The sequence below is a fragment of the Pseudazoarcus pumilus genome (genome assembly GCF_002872475.1).
In the GTDB taxonomy this organism is placed as follows: Bacteria; Pseudomonadota; Gammaproteobacteria; order Burkholderiales; family Rhodocyclaceae; genus Pseudazoarcus; species Pseudazoarcus pumilus.
In genome coordinates this window covers 824390-841460 of the sequence record NZ_CP025682.1, presented here as the reverse complement: position 1 = coordinate 841460, position 17071 = coordinate 824390, and the positions used below count along the sequence as shown (strand labels likewise).

Sequence of the window (17071 nt, the reverse complement as noted above, 5' to 3'; positions counted from 1 at the left end):
TTTCCCCACCCTTGATTCGCGGAGGTCATCGCGTCCATGCAGTTCGCCGGCTTTACACTGCGCAACAACCTCTTCGTGGCACCGATGGCCGGCGTGACCGATCGTCCGTTCCGCCAGTTGTGCAAGAAGCTCGGTGCCGGCGTGGCGGTCTCGGAGATGGTCACGTCGAACTCGCTGCTGTACGGCAGCGCCAAGACCCAGCGCCGCGCCAATCATGAGGGCGAAGTGGACCCGATCTCGGTGCAGATCGCCGGCGCCGACCCTGCGATGATGGCAGAGGCCGCGAAGCACAACGCCGACCGCGGTGCGCAGATCATCGACATCAACATGGGCTGTCCGGCCAAGAAGATCTGCAACGTCATGGCCGGCTCGGCGCTGATGCAGGACGAGCCGCTGGTCGCGCGCATCCTCGAGGCCGTCGTCAAGGCGGTGCCGGATACGCCGGTGACGCTCAAATTCCGTACCGGCTGGAACCGCGAGAACAAGAACGCCCCGACCATCGCGCGCATCGCCGAGGAGTCCGGCATCCGGGCGATTGCCATTCACGGGCGCACGCGCGCCGACCAGTACACCGGCCACGCCGAGTACGACACCATCGCCCTGGTCAAGTCGCTGGTGGGCATCCCGGTGATCGCCAACGGCGACATCACCACGCCGCAGAAGGCCAAGTACGTGCTGGATTACACGGGTGCCGACGGCGTCATGATCGGTCGCGCCGCGCAGGGTCGGCCCTGGATCTTCCGCGAAATCGAGCATTTCCTGGCCACCGGCGAACTGCTTCCGCCGCCGCTGGTGAGCGAGATCCAGCGCGTGTGCCGCGAGCATCTGGCGGACCTGTACGCCTTCTACGGCGAGGAGACCGGCGTGAAGGTCGCACGCAAGCACATCTCCTGGTACACCAAGGGTCTGGACGGCTCGGCGGCGTTTCGCAAGATGATGAACACGCTCGGCGAGATCGACGATCAGCTCGCCGCAGTCGACGAATTCTTCGGGCAACTGGCCGAGCGTGACGCACGACTGCGTTTCGAAGAAGAACAACCGCAGGAGCTCGCCGCATGAGTCGCGACAACGCCATCGCCGAATCCGTGCACCGCACGCTCGACCAGTATTTTCAGGACCTCGACGGCGAGGAGCCGACCGCGCTCTACGACATGGTGATGCGCAACGCCGAGCGCCCGATGCTGGCCTTCGTGATGGACCGCGCCGGCGGCAATCAGTCGGTGGCCGCGCGCATGCTGGGCATCAACCGCAACACGCTGCGCCGCAAGCTCTCCGACCACGAACTGCTGTAAACCGGCCCCTGCGGCCGCTGCCGGATTCCCGCCCCATGAAAGTCAGTCAAGCCCTTCTCAGCGTCTCCGACAAGCGCGGCGTCGTCGACCTCGCCCGCGCCCTGCACGATCTGGGCGTGATCCTGCTGTCGACCGGCGGCACCGCCGCGCTGCTGCGCGAAGCCGACCTGCCGGTCACCGACGTATCCGATCACACCGGCTTTCCCGAGATGCTCGACGGCCGCGTCAAGACGCTGCACCCCAAGGTGCACGGCGGCATCCTCGCGCGCCGCGACCTGCCCGCGCACATGGACACCATCGCCGAGCACGACATTTCGCGCATCGATCTGGTCGTCGTGAACCTCTACCCGTTCCAGGCCACGGTCGCCAAACCCGGCTGTACGCTGGAGGACGCCATCGAAAACATCGACATCGGCGGCCCGGCGATGGTGCGCGCAGCGGCCAAGAACCACGGCACGGAGGCCGGTGGCGTGGGCATCGTCACCGACCCGGACGACTACTCGGCCATCGTCGACGAACTCAAGGCCGGGGACGGCGCGCTGTCGTACAGAACCCGTTTCGCACTCGCGGCCAAGGCCTACACGCATACCGCGCGCTACGATTCGGCGATCGCCAACTATCTGACCGCTCTTGGCCCGGACGGCACGCAAGAGGCCTTCCCGGACCGGCTGCAACTGGCCTTCGACAAGGTGCAGGACCTGCGCTACGGCGAGAACCCGCACCAGGGCGCGGCCTTCTACCGCGAGCCGACCGCAGCCGAGGGCACGATCGCACGCTACCGTCAGTTGCAGGGCAAGGAGTTGTCCTACAACAACATCGCCGACGCCGACGCGGCCTGGGAATGCGTCAAGGCCTTCGACGGGCCCGCCTGCGTCATCGTCAAGCATGCCAACCCCTGCGGCGTGGCGCTCGGCACGGACGCGGCCGAGGCCTATGTCAAGGCCTTCCAGACCGACCCGACCTCGGCCTTCGGCGGCATCATCGCGTTCAACTGCGAGGTCGACCGCGCCACCGCCGAGGGCGTCTCCAAACAGTTCATGGAAGTGCTCATCGCACCGTCCTTCGCGCCCGACGCGCTGGAACTGCTGGCCGCCAAGAAGAACGTGCGCGTGCTGCAGTGTCCGCTCGGACGCGCAGCGGGCGCGCTCGACTTCAAGCGTGTGGGCGGCGGTCTGCTGGTGCAGGGCGCGGACGAGGCGCACATCGCCACCGCCGATCTGCGGGTGGTCACGCAGCGCGCGCCCGACGCGCGTGAGCTGGCCGACCTGCTGTTCGCACAGCGCGTGGCCAAATACGTCAAGTCCAACGCCATCGTGTATTGCCGCGACGGCATGACGGTGGGCGTGGGCGCGGGCCAGATGAGCCGCGTCGACTCGGCGCGGATCGCCGCCATCAAGGCTGGCAACGCCGGGCTGGACATTCGCGGCTCGGTGGTCGCCTCGGACGCTTTCTTCCCGTTCCGCGACGGCCTCGACGTGCTCGCCGAGGCCGGTGCCACCGCCGTCATCCAGCCCGGCGGCTCGATGCGCGACGCGGAAGTGATCGCTGCCGCCGACGAGCATGGCGTGGCCATGGTGCTGACCGGCTTCCGCCATTTCCGGCACTGAAACTGAACGCATCCCTGCAACTCCCAACGAATCGAATCCCATGAAAGTTCTCGTCATCGGCTCCGGCGGCCGCGAACACGCGCTGGCCTGGAAACTCGTACAGTCGGGCAAGGTCACCCGCGTCCTGGTCGCACCCGGCAATGCCGGCACCGCGCGCGAGCCCGGCGTCGAGAATGTCGCCGTCACCAAGACCGCGGATCTGATCGAGCTGGCGCGCAGAGAGGACGTGGCCTATACCGTGGTCGGCCCCGAGGCGCCGCTGGCCGAAGGCGTGGTCGACGCCTTCCGCGCCGCAGATCTGAAGATCTTCGGCCCGCTCCAGGCGGCCGCGCAACTCGAGGCCTCCAAGGACTTCGCAAAGCGTTTCATGGTGCGTCACGGCATTCCCACCGCGAAGTACGAGACCTTCACCGACGCGACCGCAGCCCATGACTACGTCGCGCGCGAGGGTGCGCCCATCGTCATCAAGGCCGACGGCCTCGCCGCCGGCAAGGGCGTGGTGGTGGCGACCACGCTCGACGAGGCGCACGCGGCGATCGACATGATGCTGCTCGACAACAAGATGGGCGACGCCGGCGCGCGCGTCGTCGTCGAGGAATTCCTCGAAGGCGAGGAAGCGAGCTTCATCGTCATGGCCGACGGTCGCCACGCGCTGGCGCTGGCCACCAGCCAGGACCACAAGCGGCTCAAGGACGGCGACGCCGGCCCCAACACCGGCGGCATGGGCGCCTATTCGCCCGCGCCGGTGGTCACGCCGGAGGTGCATGCACGCGTGATGCGCGAAATCATCGACCCGGTGCTCGAAGGCATGATCGCCGAGGGCACGCCTTACACCGGCTTCCTCTATGCCGGGCTGATGATCGACACCGACGGCCGCCCGCGCGTGGTCGAATTCAACTGCCGCATGGGCGACCCGGAAACCCAGCCCATCCTGATGCGTCTGAAGAGCGACCTGTCCGATCTCATCGAGGCCGCCATCGACGGCACGCTCGACCGCGTCGAGGCCGACTGGGACCGGCGTTTCGCGCTCGGCGTGGTGCTCGCCGCCAAGGGCTACCCGGCACGCCCGCGCAAGGGCGACGCCATCACCGGCCTGCCCGAGCGCGCCGCCGAGGACGCCCACGTCTTCCACGCCGGCACGGCCCTCAAGGACGGCGCCGTGGTCAGTTCGGGCGGCCGCGTGCTGTGCGTGACCGCGCTCGGCGACAGTGCGCGCCTGGCGCAGACGCGCGCCTACCAGATCGCCGCCGACATCCACTTCGACGGCTGCCAGTACCGCCACGACATCGGGCATCGCGCCCTGGCGCGCAAGGGCTGACGCCCATGAACGACAACGAAGCCGTCAAGCGCTGGCTGACCGGACTGCAGGAGCGCATCGTCGCACGCCTGGAGGAGGCCGACGGCGGCCGCTTCCTGGCCGATGGCTGGGATCGCCCCGGCGGTGGCGGCGGCCTGTCGCGCGTCATCGAGGATGGCGGCCTGTTCGAGCGCGGCGGCGTGAATTTCTCGCATGTGATGGGCGACTCCATGCCCGCCTCGGCCACCGCCCACCGGCCCGAGCTGGCCGGCCGCGCCTTCGAGGCCATGGGCGTGTCGCTGGTACTGCACCCGCGCAACCCCTATTGCCCGACGGTGCACATGAACGTGCGCTATTTCAACGCCACGGCCGCAGGACGCGAGCCGGTATGGTGGTTCGGCGGCGGCATGGACCTGACGCCCTACTACCCCTTCGACGAGGACGTCGAGCATTTTCACGCCGTGTGTCGCGAGGCCGTGCTGCCCTTCGGCGGCGAGGACGAGTACCGGCGCCTGGCCGACTGGTGCGACCGCTATTTCTTCCTCAAGCACCGCAACGAGCCGCGCGGCGTGGGCGGGCTGTTCTTCGACGACCTGGGCGCGGACGGCGCGCGGCCGTTCGACGATGCCTTCGGCCTGACCTGCTCGGTGGGCGAGGCCTTTCTCGAGGCCTATCTGCCCATCGTCGAGCGCTGCCGCGACCTGCCCTTCGGCGAACGCGAGCGCGACTTCCAGGCCTATCGGCGGGGGCGTTACGTGGAGTTCAATCTGGTGTTCGACCGCGGCACGCTGTTCGGCCTGCAGTCGGGCGGGCGCACCGAATCCATCCTGATGTCGCTGCCGCCCATCGTCAAATGGCGCTACGACTGGACACCCGAAGCGGGCAGCCCCGAGGCCGCACTCTACGAGAAATACCTGCGCCCGGCGGCGCAACGCCTGCGCGACTGAGCCAGGCAGTGAACGCGAACGGCCGCCGGAACCCAGCGGCCGTTCGCGTTTGACGGCAATCGGATGTCAGCCGTCTTCAGCCCTGCGCCAGACGCGCCGCCTCGCGATAGTGGCGCGCAGCGTCATCCGTGCGTTCCAGGCGCTCGAACAGTTCGGCGAGCGAACGATGCACATCGGCGCGCGCATCACGTGCCAGCGATTCTTCCAGATAGCTCTGCGCCTTGCCCCAGATCTGCGCGGCCATGCACTGACGACCCACCGAAGCGAGCAGGCCGGCGTCGTCAGGATGCGCGGCGAGCCACTTCTCGGCACGCTTGAGCGCCTGATCGGCCTCCGCGCCGTCACCCGCGCACAGCGAGTACTGGCGTGCCAGTTCCGAGTCCCACTGGTCATCGAGCAGGCGTTCGACCGTGCGCCGCGCGAGTCCGCCCTGGCCGGTCGCCGCCAGCATGGGAACGACCTCGGCGATGAGCACGCGGTCGGCCATGTCCTCCTTGGGCAGATCGCGCCAGTAGGCCGCGGTCTCGGTCGCGTCGCCGAGCCTGCGGCGGAAACCTGCGATGCGCGCAGCGCGTTGCAGGCGACGCGCCTCGTCGACCGGCAAGGCGCGCTCGGACTGCAGTTGCGGCACCAGCTCGGCGACCTCGTCCCAGCGCTCCTCGGCCAGCGCCAGATCGAGCGCGAGCCGACGTGCCGCGACGCTGCGGTGGCCGCTCTCACGCAGCGCATCGAGCGCCGCACGGGCATCGGCGAACTCGCCGTCGTCGATCGCGAAGCCGGCCTGTGCGAGCAGACGCGGCGCGCGCCCGCCCTCGCGTTCGCCGGCCTTGTCGAGCCATTCGGCACGCTTGCGCGCGTCGCGCATGCCGTGCGCCGCCCGCGCGGCGACGACGGCCACCTCGAAGGAGGTGCGATCGGCGGCGTCAGCCGCGCGCGCGCTCGACAGCGCATCGCCATAGCGTCCCTCGAACAGCGCGCGCAGGGCCTGATGCAGCGCCTTCGTGCGCTTCTCCTCGCGGCGACGTACGCGATAGCGCGCGACCCGGCCAGGCAAACCCAGCGTCCTGCGCAGCACGCGCACCAGCACGTACATGAGCACGAAGGCCACGATCAGGCCGACGATGACGAAATTCAACGACAGCTGGGCACGCCACGGCGGCGACACGACCAGCACGTAACCTTCGTTTTGCCCGGCCAGCATCGCGATGCCGGCGGCCACTGCGAAGATTGCGACGATCCAGATCAGTGCTCGCATCGATACCCCCTCAGCGTTCCGATCCGGCCGCGTCCGGCGCCGAACCGGCGGAAAGCCGTTCGCGCGCCATCGACAGGGCGGAGAAGGTAGCGGTCAGCGAGGGGGTCTCGGCCTGCAGATCGACCGAGGCGAGTTCGTCGAACTCCGCGAGCACGTGCTGCACGCGCGCGTCACGCGGATCGAAGAAGCGGGCGACCAGTTCGCGCGCGGCCTCCAGATCGGCCGCATAGGTGCGCGCGTCGCCGGCAAGCAGCGCCAGGCGCGCGGTGAGCACGCGCAGCTTGACGTTCTCGCGCAGGAAGTCGCCCTGCGAGGGCGCGAGCAGCGCCGGATCGGCCTGATCCATGCGTTCGAGGCGGATCATGCCGCGCATCTCGTTCCAGGCGTCGGCGCCCAGTTCGCGCACCAAACCCAGGGCGTTGCGCCACCACACTTCGACGTCGCTGGCATCGGCCGGCGCCGGCTCGATCGGTTCGCTGTCCATCGCCGGCGGCGTGCCCTGCGGCTCGACGGTATAGGCCAGCGGCAGCTTCTGAAGGCGCTCGAACAGCAACTCCAGGCGCATCGCGAAGCCCGAGACATCGACCTGCGGATGGGCCTTGATCGCATCGATGTCCGTGAGCAGCGCGCGGCGCAGGTCCTGCATGTGACCCATCTCCGGCGCGGCCAGTCGCGACTCGGCGCTTTGCAGCGCGATCAGCGCCGCCTCGAAGTTGCCGGCCAGGCGCAGTTGCTGGTTGGCGATGGTGATTGCCTGCGCGACCTCGGCGAGCGCGCGCTCGCTGCGCGAGCGCGAAAATTCCTGATAGAGGGATTCGAGCGCGGCGGCCTGCCCTTCGGTTTCGGCGACCTTGGATTCGAGCGCGCCGAAGCGCCCCTGCATCGACTCGATGGATTCGCGCGCCGACTGCGCCAACGCGCGCGCCTCGGCCGCGCGATTGTCGGCGGTGGCCAGACGATCGGCGATCTCGGTGCGCATGCCGGAACTGGCCTGGCGCAATTCCCACAGCTGCCAGCCAAGCACGCCGACACCGATCAGGGCGAGCACGGCCAGCACCAGACCGGCACGACTACCGCCGGAAGCGGACGCCTGCGCGGGCCGGGGCGGCGCGGGAGGCGGGGTCTCGGCGGACGCAGTCTCGGCCGGGCGCGCAGCCTCGGCCTCCTCCGCAGTCGCGGCCTGTTCGGCGCGGGTCTCATCGGAGGCGGCCTGGGCGGCGTCCTCCCTGTCATCAGCCGGGGGCGGCTGGGTCAGCGCAGGGGTCTGTTTGTCCATGTTCGCGAGTTTAACCGAGACTGGTTGCAAAAAATCTGCGAGCCGTCAGGCCGCAGGCGCCGGGCCGAGGCCCGCCTCGAGGCCGCGCACGATGCCGGCGTCGCCCGCATCGGTCTCCACGACCGAACGAAAGCCCGCATCGAAGGCACTGCCGGCGATGCGCGGATGCGGTGCGTACACCGGCACGGAACGCAATGCGCCGAGCGCATGCGGGCCGAGCATGCATGCCAGATTGCGCACGCCTTCGCTGCTCGTCAACACCAGCGCGTCGAGCGGCCCGGCGTCGAGCAGCACGCTGGCGTCGGCATGCGGGCAAAAGCGCCGGTACACGCTGACGTGTTCGACCAGCGCGCCACGCCGCGTCAGTTCCTCGCCGAGCAGCTCGCGACCGCCGTCGCCACGCAGCACGAGAACGCGTTTGCCGCGGATCGCCGCCCCCGAGAACTCCGGCAGCGCCAGCACGGCCTCGCTGTCGAAACCCTCGGTGGGCGCGAGCACATGGGCGAAACCGTGACGCCGCAGCGCACGCTCGCTGCCGCCGCCAACCGTCGCCGCAATGACACCCGCCGGCCAGTCGCGCTGCGCGAGCATGTGGCGCAACGCGAAATCGACCGCGTTGGGACTGACGAAGAAGACCAGGTCGAATTCGTCCAGACGCGCAGTCACCGCTTCCAGCGCGGACATGTCGTCGGCCGGTGCGATGCCCAGCACCGGAAAGCGCAGCGCACGCGCGCCACGCGACTCGATGGCCGCGCACAGGGTTTCGGCCTGCGCCTCGGGACGGGTCACGACGATGGTCCTGCCTGCAAGCGTGTGCTGCACTGAAGGTCCCCGTGGATGCGGCCGCGTCGGGCCGGCTTGTGCGCCGCTCAGTCGAGTGCGGCGAGAATCTCTTCGGCACCCTGCGCGCGCAGCTCTTCGGCCAGGGCCAGGCCGATCGCCTCGGCATCACCGGCACGACCGCTGCGCTCGGCGCGGGCGATGCGCGAGCCGTCGGGCAGCGCGACGAAACCGCGCAGCCACAGCCGCTCGCCATCAAGTTCGGCGTAGGCGCCCAGCGGCAGCTCGCAACTGCCGGCGAGCGCGCGCGAGACGGCGCGCTCGGCGGTGACGCGCGCGGCGACCGACGCGTCGTGCAGCGGCGCGAGCCAGGCCAGCAGCTCGGGGCGATCCTCGCGACACTCGATACCGAGCGCGCCCTGCCCGACGGCCGGCAGCGACTCCTCGGCCGTCAGCGCCGCGCGCACGCGCTCGTCCATGCCCAGCCTGCGCAGGCCCGCCTCGGCCAGCACGATGGCGTCGTACTGGCCCTCGTCGAGCTTGCGCAATCGCGTGTCGAGGTTGCCCCGCAGGCTGGTCACCGCCAGATACGGATGGCGCGCGCAGATCTGCGACTGGCGACGCAGCGACGAGGTGCCCACGACGGTACCCGGCGGCATGTCGGCGAGGCTCTCGTAGCGGTTGGACACGAAGGCGTCGAAGGGCGAGTCACGATCCGAGATGCAGGCCAGCACGAAGCCGGGCTCGATCGCCATGGGCACGTCCTTCATGGAGTGCACGGCGATGTCGGCACGACCGTCGAGCAGCGCCGTTTCGAGCTCCTTGATGAACAGGCCCTTGCCCCCCACCTTGGCCAGTGGGCGGTCGAGGATGCGGTCGCCACGCGTGGTCATGCCCAGCAGTTCGACCTGGCAGGCGGGATACAATTGCAGCAGGCGGGCGCGGATGTGCTCGGCCTGCCACAGGGCCAACCGGCTTTCTCGGGTGGCGATGACGATGCGCTCGGGCGTGCTCGGATTCATGGATTCGGGACGGTCGGGACAGAATGGGGCGGAGCCCCGGATTCGGGACGATGGGTTCGATGCGACTCTTGCGAGGCGCCCGCCAGTTGCGGGCAATGGCGGCCATTCTAGCATGTGCGCTGGCGCTGCCCGCCGCGGCGGCCGGCACGCTGCCCGCCGCCGGTGACCTCGCACGCGAGGCCGCCGCGATGCGCCGAGAGGCCACGCCGATGGCGATCCTGTATAGCCAGCATGGATGCGCGTGGTGCGACATCGCACGCAGCCAGCTGGTGCCGATGTCGCGCGACGCGGACGTCGGCGCGATCTTCCGCCAGATCGACATTGATCGCGCCACGCCGATGACCGCGTTCGACGGCGAACCGACCACGCACGCGGACTTTGCGCGGGCCGAACAAGCGCGCTTCACGCCGATGCTGGTACTCTATGGCCCCTCCGGAGAACGGCTCGCCGAGCCCGTAGTGGGCGTCGGCACGGTCGATTTCTATGCCCAATACGTCTCCCGGGCGATCGCCGAGGCCCGCGCCCGGCTGCAACCCAAACACCAATAACGACACGCAGGAAACCCCGACCATGACCACCCAGGACAAGGACGCACCGCTGCGCGACGACATCCGCATGCTCGGCCGTCTGCTCGGCGACACCATCCGCGAGCAGCAGGGCGAGGCCACCTTCGATCTGATCGAGCGTATCCGCCAGACTTCGGTGCGCTTTCGCCGCGACGAGGACCATTCGGCCAAGCGCGAACTCGAGGGCCTGCTCGACGCCTTGTCGCGCGAGCAGACCATCCAGGTCGTGCGCGGCTTCAGCTACTTCTCGCATCTGGCCAACATCGCCGAGGATCAGCACCACATCCGGCGCAGCCGCTACCACCTGCGCATGCGCTCGGCGCCGCGCCAGGGCAGTCTCGCGCGCGCCATGGATGATGCGCTCGAGCGCGGTCTCGCGCCGTCCGATCTGGCCGGCTTCTTCGACACCGCGATGATCTCGCCGGTGCTCACGGCCCACCCCACGGAAGTGCAGCGGCGCAGCATCCTAAACGCGCAGATGCGCATCGCGCGCCAGCTCGACGACCGCGACCGCATCGAACTCACGCCCGAGGAGATGTCGCTGTCCGAGGAGGAAATCCGGCGCGCGGTGCTCACCCTGTGGCAGACGCGCATGCTGCGCCCGGTGCGCCCGTCGGTGGTCGACGAGGTGTCGATGGGCCTGTCCTACTTCGACATCACCTTCCTGCGCCAGCTGCCCAAGCTCTACGCCACCATCGAGGAACAGCTGTCCGAGCGCGACCCCTCGCTCGCCAACGTCGAGCTGCCCGCCTTCATGAAGATCGGCAGCTGGATCGGCGGCGACCGCGACGGCAACCCCTTCGTCACCGCAGACGTGCTGCGCCAAACGCTCGAACTGCAGGCCGGGGTCGTGCTCGACTATTACCTGGACGAAGTGCTCACGCTGAGCACCCGGCTGTCGCTGGCCGATGGTCTGGTGAGCGTGTCGGACGCCGTGCGCGAACTGGCCGAGCGTTCCAGCGACGCTTCGCGCCAGCGCGTCGACGAGCCCTACCGCCGCGCGATGACCGGCATCTACGAACGCCTGGCCGCCACCTACCACGCCTTGCTGGGCGTGCCGCCGCAGCGCACCGTGCGCCTCGACGCCGAGCCCTACCCCGGCCCGGCGGCCCTGCTCGAGGACCTGGACATCATCCACCGCTCGCTGGTGGCCAATGGTTCGGCCACGCTCGCGCGCGGCAAACTGCGCCTGCTGCGCCGCGCGGTGAAGATCTTCGGTTTCCATCTGGCGCCGGTCGACCTGCGCCAGAACTCCGACGTGCACGAGCGCGTGGTGGCCGAGCTACTGGCCGTGGCCGGTCGCGAGGCCGACTATCTGGCGCTCGACGAGGACGCGCGCGTGGCGCTGCTGCTCGACGAGATCGCCACGCCGCGCCCGCTGGTGTCGCCACACGTGAAATACGCCGAACAGACTGAATCCGAACTGGCGATTTTCCGCGCCGCGCGTGAGTCCCACCTGCGCTTCGGCCCCGAGGCCATCGCCAACTTCATCATCTCCAAGACCGACAGCGTCTCCGACCTGCTCGAACTGGCCCTGCTGATGAAGGAAGCCGGCATCCTGCGCCCGCACGAGAACGCGCTCGACGGCAACATCATCCCGCTGTTCGAGACCATCGAGGATCTGGCCAACGCGCCCCGCATCATGGACGCGCTGTTCTCGCTGCCGCAGTACATGCAACTGCTCGACGGCGCTCGCGGACGCACCCAGGAAGTCATGCTGGGCTATTCGGACAGCAACAAGGACGGCGGCTTCATGACCTCCGGCTGGTCACTGTACAAGGCCGAAATCGGCCTGGTCGAGCTGTTCGCCCGCCACGACGTTCGCCTGCGTCTGTTCCACGGCCGCGGTGGTTCGGTGGGTCGCGGCGGCGGCCCCAGCTATCAGGCCATCACCGCCCAGCCGGGCGGCGCCGTGCAAGGCCAGATCCGCCTGACCGAACAGGGCGAAGTGATCGCCGCGAAGTACGACAACCCGGAGGTGGGTTTCCGCAACCTCGAGGTCATCGTCGCCGCGACGATGGAGGCCACGCTGCTCTCGGGCAACGCGCCGGCGCCGCGCGAGGAATTCCTCGACACCATGCAGACGCTCTCGGACGACGCCTTCGCCGCCTATCGCGGCCTGGTCTACGAGACCGAAGGCTTCGAGAAGTACTTCTGGGAGTCGACCGTGATCTCCGAGATCTCGGAGCTGAACATCGGCTCGCGCCCGGCCTCGCGCAAGAAGGGTCAGCGCATCGAGGACCTGCGCGCCATCCCCTGGGTGTTCAGCTGGGCGCAGTGCCGGCTGATGCTGCCCGGCTGGTACGGCTTCGGCACGGCCGCGCGCAAGTTCGTCGAGGCCCACCCCGAGGACGGGCTCGAGCGCCTGCGTCAGATGAACCGCGAATGGTCGTTCTTCGCCGCGCTGCTGTCGAACATGGACATGGTGCTGGCCAAGACCGATCTGGCCATCGCCTCGCGCTACGCCGGACTGGTCAAGGACGCGGCGCTGCGCGAGCAGATCTTCGGCCGCATCCAGGCCGAATGGCACGAGACCGTGAACATGCTGCTGGCGATCATGGAGCAGGAGGAACTGCTCGACGGCAACCCGCTGCTCAAGCGTTCGATCCGCAACCGCTTCCCGTATCTCGACCCGCTCAACCACGTGCAGGTCGAGCTGCTGCGCCGCCACCGCGAAAAGCCCGAGGACGAACGCCTGCGCCTGGGCATTCACATCTCGATCAACGGCACCGCGGCTGGCTTGCGAAACAGCGGGTGAGTTTCCAGGGGCCGGGAATCGGCCCCCGGCCCGTCAGAGCCGCAGCGCCTCCCTCACCGTCGGCCATTGCCGGCGGCTGATCGGCACGCGCTCGTGGAGTCCGCGCAGCAGCACGTCCCAGTGCGCCTCGCCGTCGACCTCGCCGGCACGCTCGACGCCGGCGACCGCGTCGCGCGCAACCAGGCAGTTGCGGTGCACGCGCAGGAAGCGCTCCGGAAATTCCTGCTCGATTTGCACCAACGACTCGTCGAGCACGTATTCGCGCGTCGTGGTGATTGCCGTCACGTACTTCATCTCGGCGCGCAGGAGCACGACCTCGGCGATCGGCACCAGCACGATGCGACCGCGTTCGCTGACGCTGAAATTGCGGCGCGGCACGCCCCGCCCGCCATTCCCCATACGCGCGCGTGCGCGGCCCAGCGCCTCGGCCAGACGCGAGGCGCGCACCGGCTTCACCAGATAGTCGGTGGCGGCCAGTTCGAAGGCTTCGACCGCGTGTTCGTCATAGGCGGTGGTGAAGATCACGTGCGGTGCGTCCTCGCCGGCGCCGATGCGACGCGCCAGTTCGACGCCGTCCATCGCCGGCATGCGCACGTCGGCCAGCACGACGTCGACCGGCTGCGCCTCGATCAGGCGCAGCGCCTCGACACCGTTGGCCGCCACCCCGACGATCTCGCTGGGCTGCTCGGCGGCAATGTCGCCGAGCAGGTCGCGCAGACGCGCACGGGCCGGCGCCTCGTCGTCAACGATGAGTATGCGCAGGGGCACTTTCGGGACCATGACTGCTCCTTCGGTACGGCAGGCGAATGACGACATGGAAGCGACCACCGCGCGGGCCGGCCTCGAGGCTGGCTTCCAGATCGAAGAACAATTGCAGGCGCTCGCGGATGTTGTCGAGCGCGATGCGATTGCCCACGCGCACCTCCCCCGCGTCGGCGCGCGGATTGTCGACCTCGATACGCAGTTCGGCGCCGCGGCGCGCGATGCGCACGCCGATGCGCGAGGCATCGGCGACATGCTCGACGCCATGGTAGATGGCGTTCTCGATCAGCGGCTGCAAGATCAGCGGCGGCACGCGCGCTTCCTCCACTCCGTCGCCGACCTCCCAGTCCACCTGCAGGCGATCGCCCAGGCGCAGCGACTCGATATCCAGATAACGCCGGCACAGCACCAGCTCGTCGGCCAGCGCCACCAGCCCGTGCTGCTCGCGCATCAGCGCGCGGAACAGTTCGGCCAGTTCCTCGAGCGCGCGCTCGGCGCGGCGCGGATCGGAGCGGATGGTGCCGAGTACGCCGTTGAGCGCGTTGAACAAAAAGTGCGGGCGGATGCGCGCGGTCAGCGCCATCAGGCGGGCCTCGGCCAGTGCCGGCGTGAGACTGCGCTCGCGATGATCGAAGTAGGCCAGGGTCGCGCCCAACGCGGCGAGCGCCCACAGCAGCCAGCGCCATAGCGCATCGCCGGGCATCGCCAGCAACGGAAACAGCAGCGCCACGACGATGGCCGTCGCGCTGCCGAGCAGCGCCACTCCGAACACCCAGGGCAGGCGTACCAGCATCGGGGCGGCGGCGAAGTACAGCAGCACGATCACGAACAGCGGCAGCTCGACCCGTGCGGCCAGCGCGAGAAAGGTCTCGAACAGGCGCACGGGCGCCGGCTCCTGCACGAGTGCGGTCAGCAGGGCGAGCAGGTTCACGAGCAGCAACGTACGCAGCAAGACCCCGAGGTTGCGCAGATCCGGCAGGTGGCGCCGCAGCGCGGGCCGCCCCGGCATTTGCTTTATACTCTGCACGCCAATTTCCCCCGCCGCCGGCGCCGCCGGCGGCCTCCAGATGCCCGCATTATGACAGACCACCCCAGCAACGACGCCCCCAAGGCCTGGTCCGGCCGTTTCTCCGAACCCGTCTCCGATCTGGTCAAGCGCTACACCGCCTCGGTGTATTTCGACCAGCGCATGGCCGCACAGGACATCCGCGGCTCGCTCGCGCACGCCAGGATGCTGGCCCGTCAGGGCATCATCGGCGCACAGGATCTGGCCGACATCGAGAGCGGGCTGGCGCAGATCGCCGGCGAGATCGAGCGCGGCGAGTTCGCCTGGAGCCTCGACGACGAGGACGTGCATCTCAACATCGAAAAGCGCCTCACCGCACTGGTGGGAGACGCCGGCAAGCGATTGCACACCGGCCGCAGCCGCAACGACCAGGTCGCCACCGACATCCGTCTGTGGCTGCGCGATGCGATCGACCAGATCCTCGAACTGATCGGGCAATTCCAGCACAACCTGCTCGACGTCGCCGAAGCCCATGCCGACACCGCCCTGCCCGGCTTCACCCACCTGCAGGTCGCGCAACCGGTGACTTTCGGCCACCACCTGATGGCCTATCACGAGATGTTGCGCCGCGACGCCGAACGCTTCGTCGACTGCCGCCGCCGCACCAACCGTCTGCCGCTGGGCAGCGCCGCGCTGGCCGGCACCAGTTTCCCCATCGACCGCGAATCCGTCGCGCACGAACTGGGCTTCGACGAGGTCTGCTACAACTCGCTCGACGCCGTCAGCGACCGCGACTTCGCCATCGAATTCTGCGCCGCTTCCGCACTGCTGATGACGCATCTGTCGCGCCTGTCCGAAGAACTGATCGTGTGGATGAGCCCGCGCGTGGGCTTCATCGACCTGGCCGACCGCTTCTGCACCGGCAGCTCGATCATGCCGCAGAAGAAGAATCCCGACGTGCCGGAGCTGGTGCGCGGCAAGACCGGCCGCACCAACGGCAACCTGATCGCGCTGCTGACCCTGATGAAGGGCCAGCCGCTCGCCTACAACAAGGACAACCAGGAAGACAAGGAACCGCTGTTCGACACCGCCGACACGGTGATCGACACGCTGCGCATCTACGCCGACATGGTCACCGGCATCCGCGTCAAGGCCGACGCGATGAAGAGCGCGCTGACGCAGGGCTTTGCCACCGCCACCGATCTGGCCGACTACCTCGTCAAGAAGGGCCTGCCCTTCCGTGACGCCCACGAAGCCGTGGCGCTGGCCGTGCGTGCAGCCGAACTCAAGGGCTGCGATCTGCCCGAGTGCACGCTCGACGAGCTGCGCATTGCCATGGCCCACGTGCCGGGCGCCGTCGAGCGCCTTGGCGAGGACGTCTTCTCCGTGCTCACCGTCGAAGGCTCGCTGGCCTCGCGCAAGCACATCGGCGGCACCGCGCCGGAGCAGGTGCGCCGCGCGATTGCCGCTGCCCGCGCGCGTCTGCAGGGCTGAAGCCATGAATGCGCTCGCCACGCTCACGCGCGTCGAACGCGCCATCCGGGAAGCCACCGGCAACGCCTTCCGCATCACCGATTCGCGCGCCGTCACCGGCGGCGACACGCATCGCGCGCTGAGCGTGGCCGGCGGCGAGCAGCGCTACTTCGTCAAGCACGGCCCGGCCGACACCTTTGAGATGTTCGAGGCCGAGGCCGACGGGCTGGCCGCGCTGGCCGAGACCGGCGCCGTGCGTGTACCGGCCGTCATCGCGCTGGGCGCGGACGACGACGGCGCCTGCCTGATTCTCGAACATCTGGAACTGACCCCGCTCGCCACCCCGGATGACGGCGCACGCTTCGGCGAGGCACTGGCCGAAATGCACCACCACACCGGCGAGCGATTCGGCTGGCCGCGCCACAACTTCATCGGCCGCAGCCCGCAGGACAACACGCCAAGCGACAACTGGGCGCTGTTCTTCGCCCAGCACCGCCTCGCGCCGCAACTGCTGCGCGCCCGCGCAAACGGCTTCGGCGGCGACCTGCAACGCCATGGCGCGCGCGTGATCGAGCGCCTGGCCGGCCTGTTCCTCGACTACCGCCCGCAGCCCAGCCTGCTGCACGGCGACCTGTGGCACGGCAACGCCGCCATGACCGCCGACGGCCAGCCGGCGCTGTTCGACCCGGCCGTGTATCGCGGCGACCGCGAATCCGACCTGGCCATGGCCGAGCTGTTCGGGGGCTTCCCGCCGGCTTTCTACGCAGCCTATCGACGCGCCTTGCCACTCAACGCGGAGTACGAGACGCGCAAACCGCTGTACGCGCTCTACCACGTGCTCAATCACCTGAACCTGTTCGGGCGCAGCTATTTGCGCGAGGCCGAACGCCTCACGGCCAAGCTCGACTTCGCGCTGGGAACGCGCAGCGAATGACGCTGGGAACGCGCAGCGAATCGGGATAGGGGCGGTCAGCTTACCTGACCGTTCCCCTCCCACACCACCCGGCATGCGGGTCCGCACCGGGCGGTT

The 17071-nt window shown here is 69.0% G+C and carries 15 protein-coding genes; 9 read left to right on the top strand and 6 right to left on the bottom strand.

The features are described from left to right. Window positions 1-36 precede the first annotated feature (36 nt). Genes dusB through hemF form a run of 5 tightly spaced genes read left to right on the top strand, consistent with a single transcriptional unit; the run spans window position 37 to window position 5143 of the window. On the top strand, window positions 37-1059 hold the full coding sequence (gene dusB, locus C0099_RS04015; protein WP_102246251.1) for a tRNA dihydrouridine synthase DusB: 1023 nt from the start codon (window positions 37-39) through the stop codon (window positions 1057-1059). Further along, a complete protein-coding gene (locus tag C0099_RS04010; RefSeq protein WP_102246250.1) occupies window positions 1056-1292 on the top strand; it encodes a helix-turn-helix domain-containing protein in 237 nt (78 codons plus the stop codon). The genes dusB and C0099_RS04010 overlap by 4 nt, the downstream gene beginning before the upstream one ends. Before the next feature lie 35 nt (window positions 1293-1327). Beyond that, window positions 1328-2899 carry a bifunctional phosphoribosylaminoimidazolecarboxamide formyltransferase/IMP cyclohydrolase gene (purH, locus tag C0099_RS04005; RefSeq protein WP_102246249.1) on the top strand — a complete coding sequence of 524 codons (1572 nt, stop codon included), beginning with the start codon at window positions 1328-1330 and terminating at the stop codon, window positions 2897-2899. Window positions 2900-2939: 40 nt separating this feature from the next. Continuing rightward, window positions 2940-4217, top strand: coding sequence for a phosphoribosylamine--glycine ligase (purD, locus tag C0099_RS04000; protein ID WP_102246248.1), 1278 nt, complete (start codon window positions 2940-2942; stop codon window positions 4215-4217). Between the two features lie 5 nt (window positions 4218-4222). Beyond that, the gene (gene hemF, locus C0099_RS03995) at window positions 4223-5143 is read left to right on the top strand and encodes an oxygen-dependent coproporphyrinogen oxidase (protein WP_102246247.1); all 921 of its coding nucleotides are present in this window, start codon (window positions 4223-4225) and stop codon (window positions 5141-5143) included. 76 nt (window positions 5144-5219) lie between these two features. On the opposite strand, the gene C0099_RS03990 is transcribed toward hemF, so the two are convergent. The 4 genes from C0099_RS03990 to hemC all read right to left on the bottom strand — a co-directional run bounded on the left by C0099_RS03990 (window position 5220) and on the right by hemC (window position 9476). Beyond that, window positions 5220-6398 (bottom strand): heme biosynthesis HemY N-terminal domain-containing protein, encoded by a 1179-nt coding sequence (locus C0099_RS03990; RefSeq protein WP_102246246.1) that lies wholly within the window; start codon window positions 6396-6398, stop codon window positions 5220-5222. 10 nt (window positions 6399-6408) lie between these two features. Continuing rightward, window positions 6409-7674: a uroporphyrinogen-III C-methyltransferase gene (locus tag C0099_RS03985; RefSeq protein ID WP_102246245.1), complete on the bottom strand. Its 1266-nt coding sequence runs from the start codon at window positions 7672-7674 to the stop codon at window positions 6409-6411. Window positions 7675-7719: 45 nt separating this feature from the next. Beyond that, window positions 7720-8463 carry a uroporphyrinogen-III synthase gene (locus tag C0099_RS03980; RefSeq protein ID WP_102246244.1) on the bottom strand — a complete coding sequence of 248 codons (744 nt, stop codon included), beginning with the start codon at window positions 8461-8463 and terminating at the stop codon, window positions 7720-7722. Between the two features lie 80 nt (window positions 8464-8543). Then, complete coding sequence (hemC, locus tag C0099_RS03975) at window positions 8544-9476, bottom strand: hydroxymethylbilane synthase (protein ID WP_102246243.1); 933 nt, start codon at window positions 9474-9476, stop codon at window positions 8544-8546. Window positions 9477-9535: 59 nt separating this feature from the next. Here hemC and C0099_RS03970 point away from each other — a divergent pair, with 59 nt between their 5' ends. Next, window positions 9536-10024, top strand: a complete 489-nt coding sequence (locus C0099_RS03970; protein WP_123785217.1) for a thioredoxin domain-containing protein — start codon at window positions 9536-9538, stop codon at window positions 10022-10024. A 22-nt stretch (window positions 10025-10046) separates the two neighbouring features. Then, on the top strand, window positions 10047-12800 hold the full coding sequence (ppc, locus tag C0099_RS03965) for a phosphoenolpyruvate carboxylase (protein ID WP_102246241.1): 2754 nt from the start codon (window positions 10047-10049) through the stop codon (window positions 12798-12800). A gap of 33 nt (window positions 12801-12833) precedes the next feature. On the opposite strand, the gene C0099_RS03960 is transcribed toward ppc, so the two are convergent. Both C0099_RS03960 and C0099_RS03955 read right to left on the bottom strand, forming a co-directional pair. Next, on the bottom strand, window positions 12834-13580 hold the full coding sequence (locus C0099_RS03960) for a LytR/AlgR family response regulator transcription factor (RefSeq protein WP_102246240.1): 747 nt from the start codon (window positions 13578-13580) through the stop codon (window positions 12834-12836). Continuing rightward, a complete protein-coding gene (locus tag C0099_RS03955; RefSeq protein WP_228151645.1) occupies window positions 13543-14589 on the bottom strand; it encodes a sensor histidine kinase in 1047 nt (348 codons plus the stop codon). The genes C0099_RS03960 and C0099_RS03955 overlap by 38 nt, the downstream gene beginning before the upstream one ends. 51 nt (window positions 14590-14640) lie before the next feature. On the opposite strand from C0099_RS03955, the gene argH reads away from it, so the two are divergent. Both argH and C0099_RS03945 read left to right on the top strand, forming a co-directional pair. Then, window positions 14641-16062 carry an argininosuccinate lyase gene (gene argH / locus C0099_RS03950; RefSeq protein WP_102246238.1) on the top strand — a complete coding sequence of 474 codons (1422 nt, stop codon included), beginning with the start codon at window positions 14641-14643 and terminating at the stop codon, window positions 16060-16062. Window positions 16063-16066: 4 nt separating this feature from the next. After that, on the top strand, window positions 16067-16975 hold the full coding sequence (locus tag C0099_RS03945; protein ID WP_102248370.1) for a fructosamine kinase family protein: 909 nt from the start codon (window positions 16067-16069) through the stop codon (window positions 16973-16975). Window positions 16976-17071 lie beyond the last annotated feature (96 nt).

Bases quoted from the DNA above. Each gene is read 5' to 3' on its own strand.
- hemC (WP_102246243.1), bottom strand. From the start codon at position 9,476: ATGAATCCGAGCACGCCCGAGCGCATCGTCATCGCCACCCGAGAAAGC.
- C0099_RS03960 (WP_102246240.1), bottom strand. From the start codon at position 13,580: ATGGTCCCGAAAGTGCCCCTGCGCATACTCATCGTTGACGACGAGGCG.
- hemF (WP_102246247.1), top strand. From the start codon at position 4,223: ATGAACGACAACGAAGCCGTCAAGCGCTGGCTGACCGGACTGCAGGAG.
- ppc (WP_102246241.1), top strand. From the start codon at position 10,047: ATGACCACCCAGGACAAGGACGCACCGCTGCGCGACGACATCCGCATG.
- C0099_RS03970 (WP_123785217.1), top strand. From the start codon at position 9,536: ATGCGACTCTTGCGAGGCGCCCGCCAGTTGCGGGCAATGGCGGCCATT.
- purD (WP_102246248.1), top strand. From the start codon at position 2,940: ATGAAAGTTCTCGTCATCGGCTCCGGCGGCCGCGAACACGCGCTGGCC.
- argH (WP_102246238.1), top strand. From the start codon at position 14,641: ATGACAGACCACCCCAGCAACGACGCCCCCAAGGCCTGGTCCGGCCGT.
- C0099_RS04010 (WP_102246250.1), top strand. From the start codon at position 1,056: ATGAGTCGCGACAACGCCATCGCCGAATCCGTGCACCGCACGCTCGAC.
- dusB (WP_102246251.1), top strand. From the start codon at position 37: ATGCAGTTCGCCGGCTTTACACTGCGCAACAACCTCTTCGTGGCACCG.
- C0099_RS03985 (WP_102246245.1), bottom strand. From the start codon at position 7,674: ATGGACAAACAGACCCCTGCGCTGACCCAGCCGCCCCCGGCTGATGAC.
- C0099_RS03945 (WP_102248370.1), top strand. From the start codon at position 16,067: ATGAATGCGCTCGCCACGCTCACGCGCGTCGAACGCGCCATCCGGGAA.
- C0099_RS03990 (WP_102246246.1), bottom strand. From the start codon at position 6,398: ATGCGAGCACTGATCTGGATCGTCGCAATCTTCGCAGTGGCCGCCGGC.
- purH (WP_102246249.1), top strand. From the start codon at position 1,328: ATGAAAGTCAGTCAAGCCCTTCTCAGCGTCTCCGACAAGCGCGGCGTC.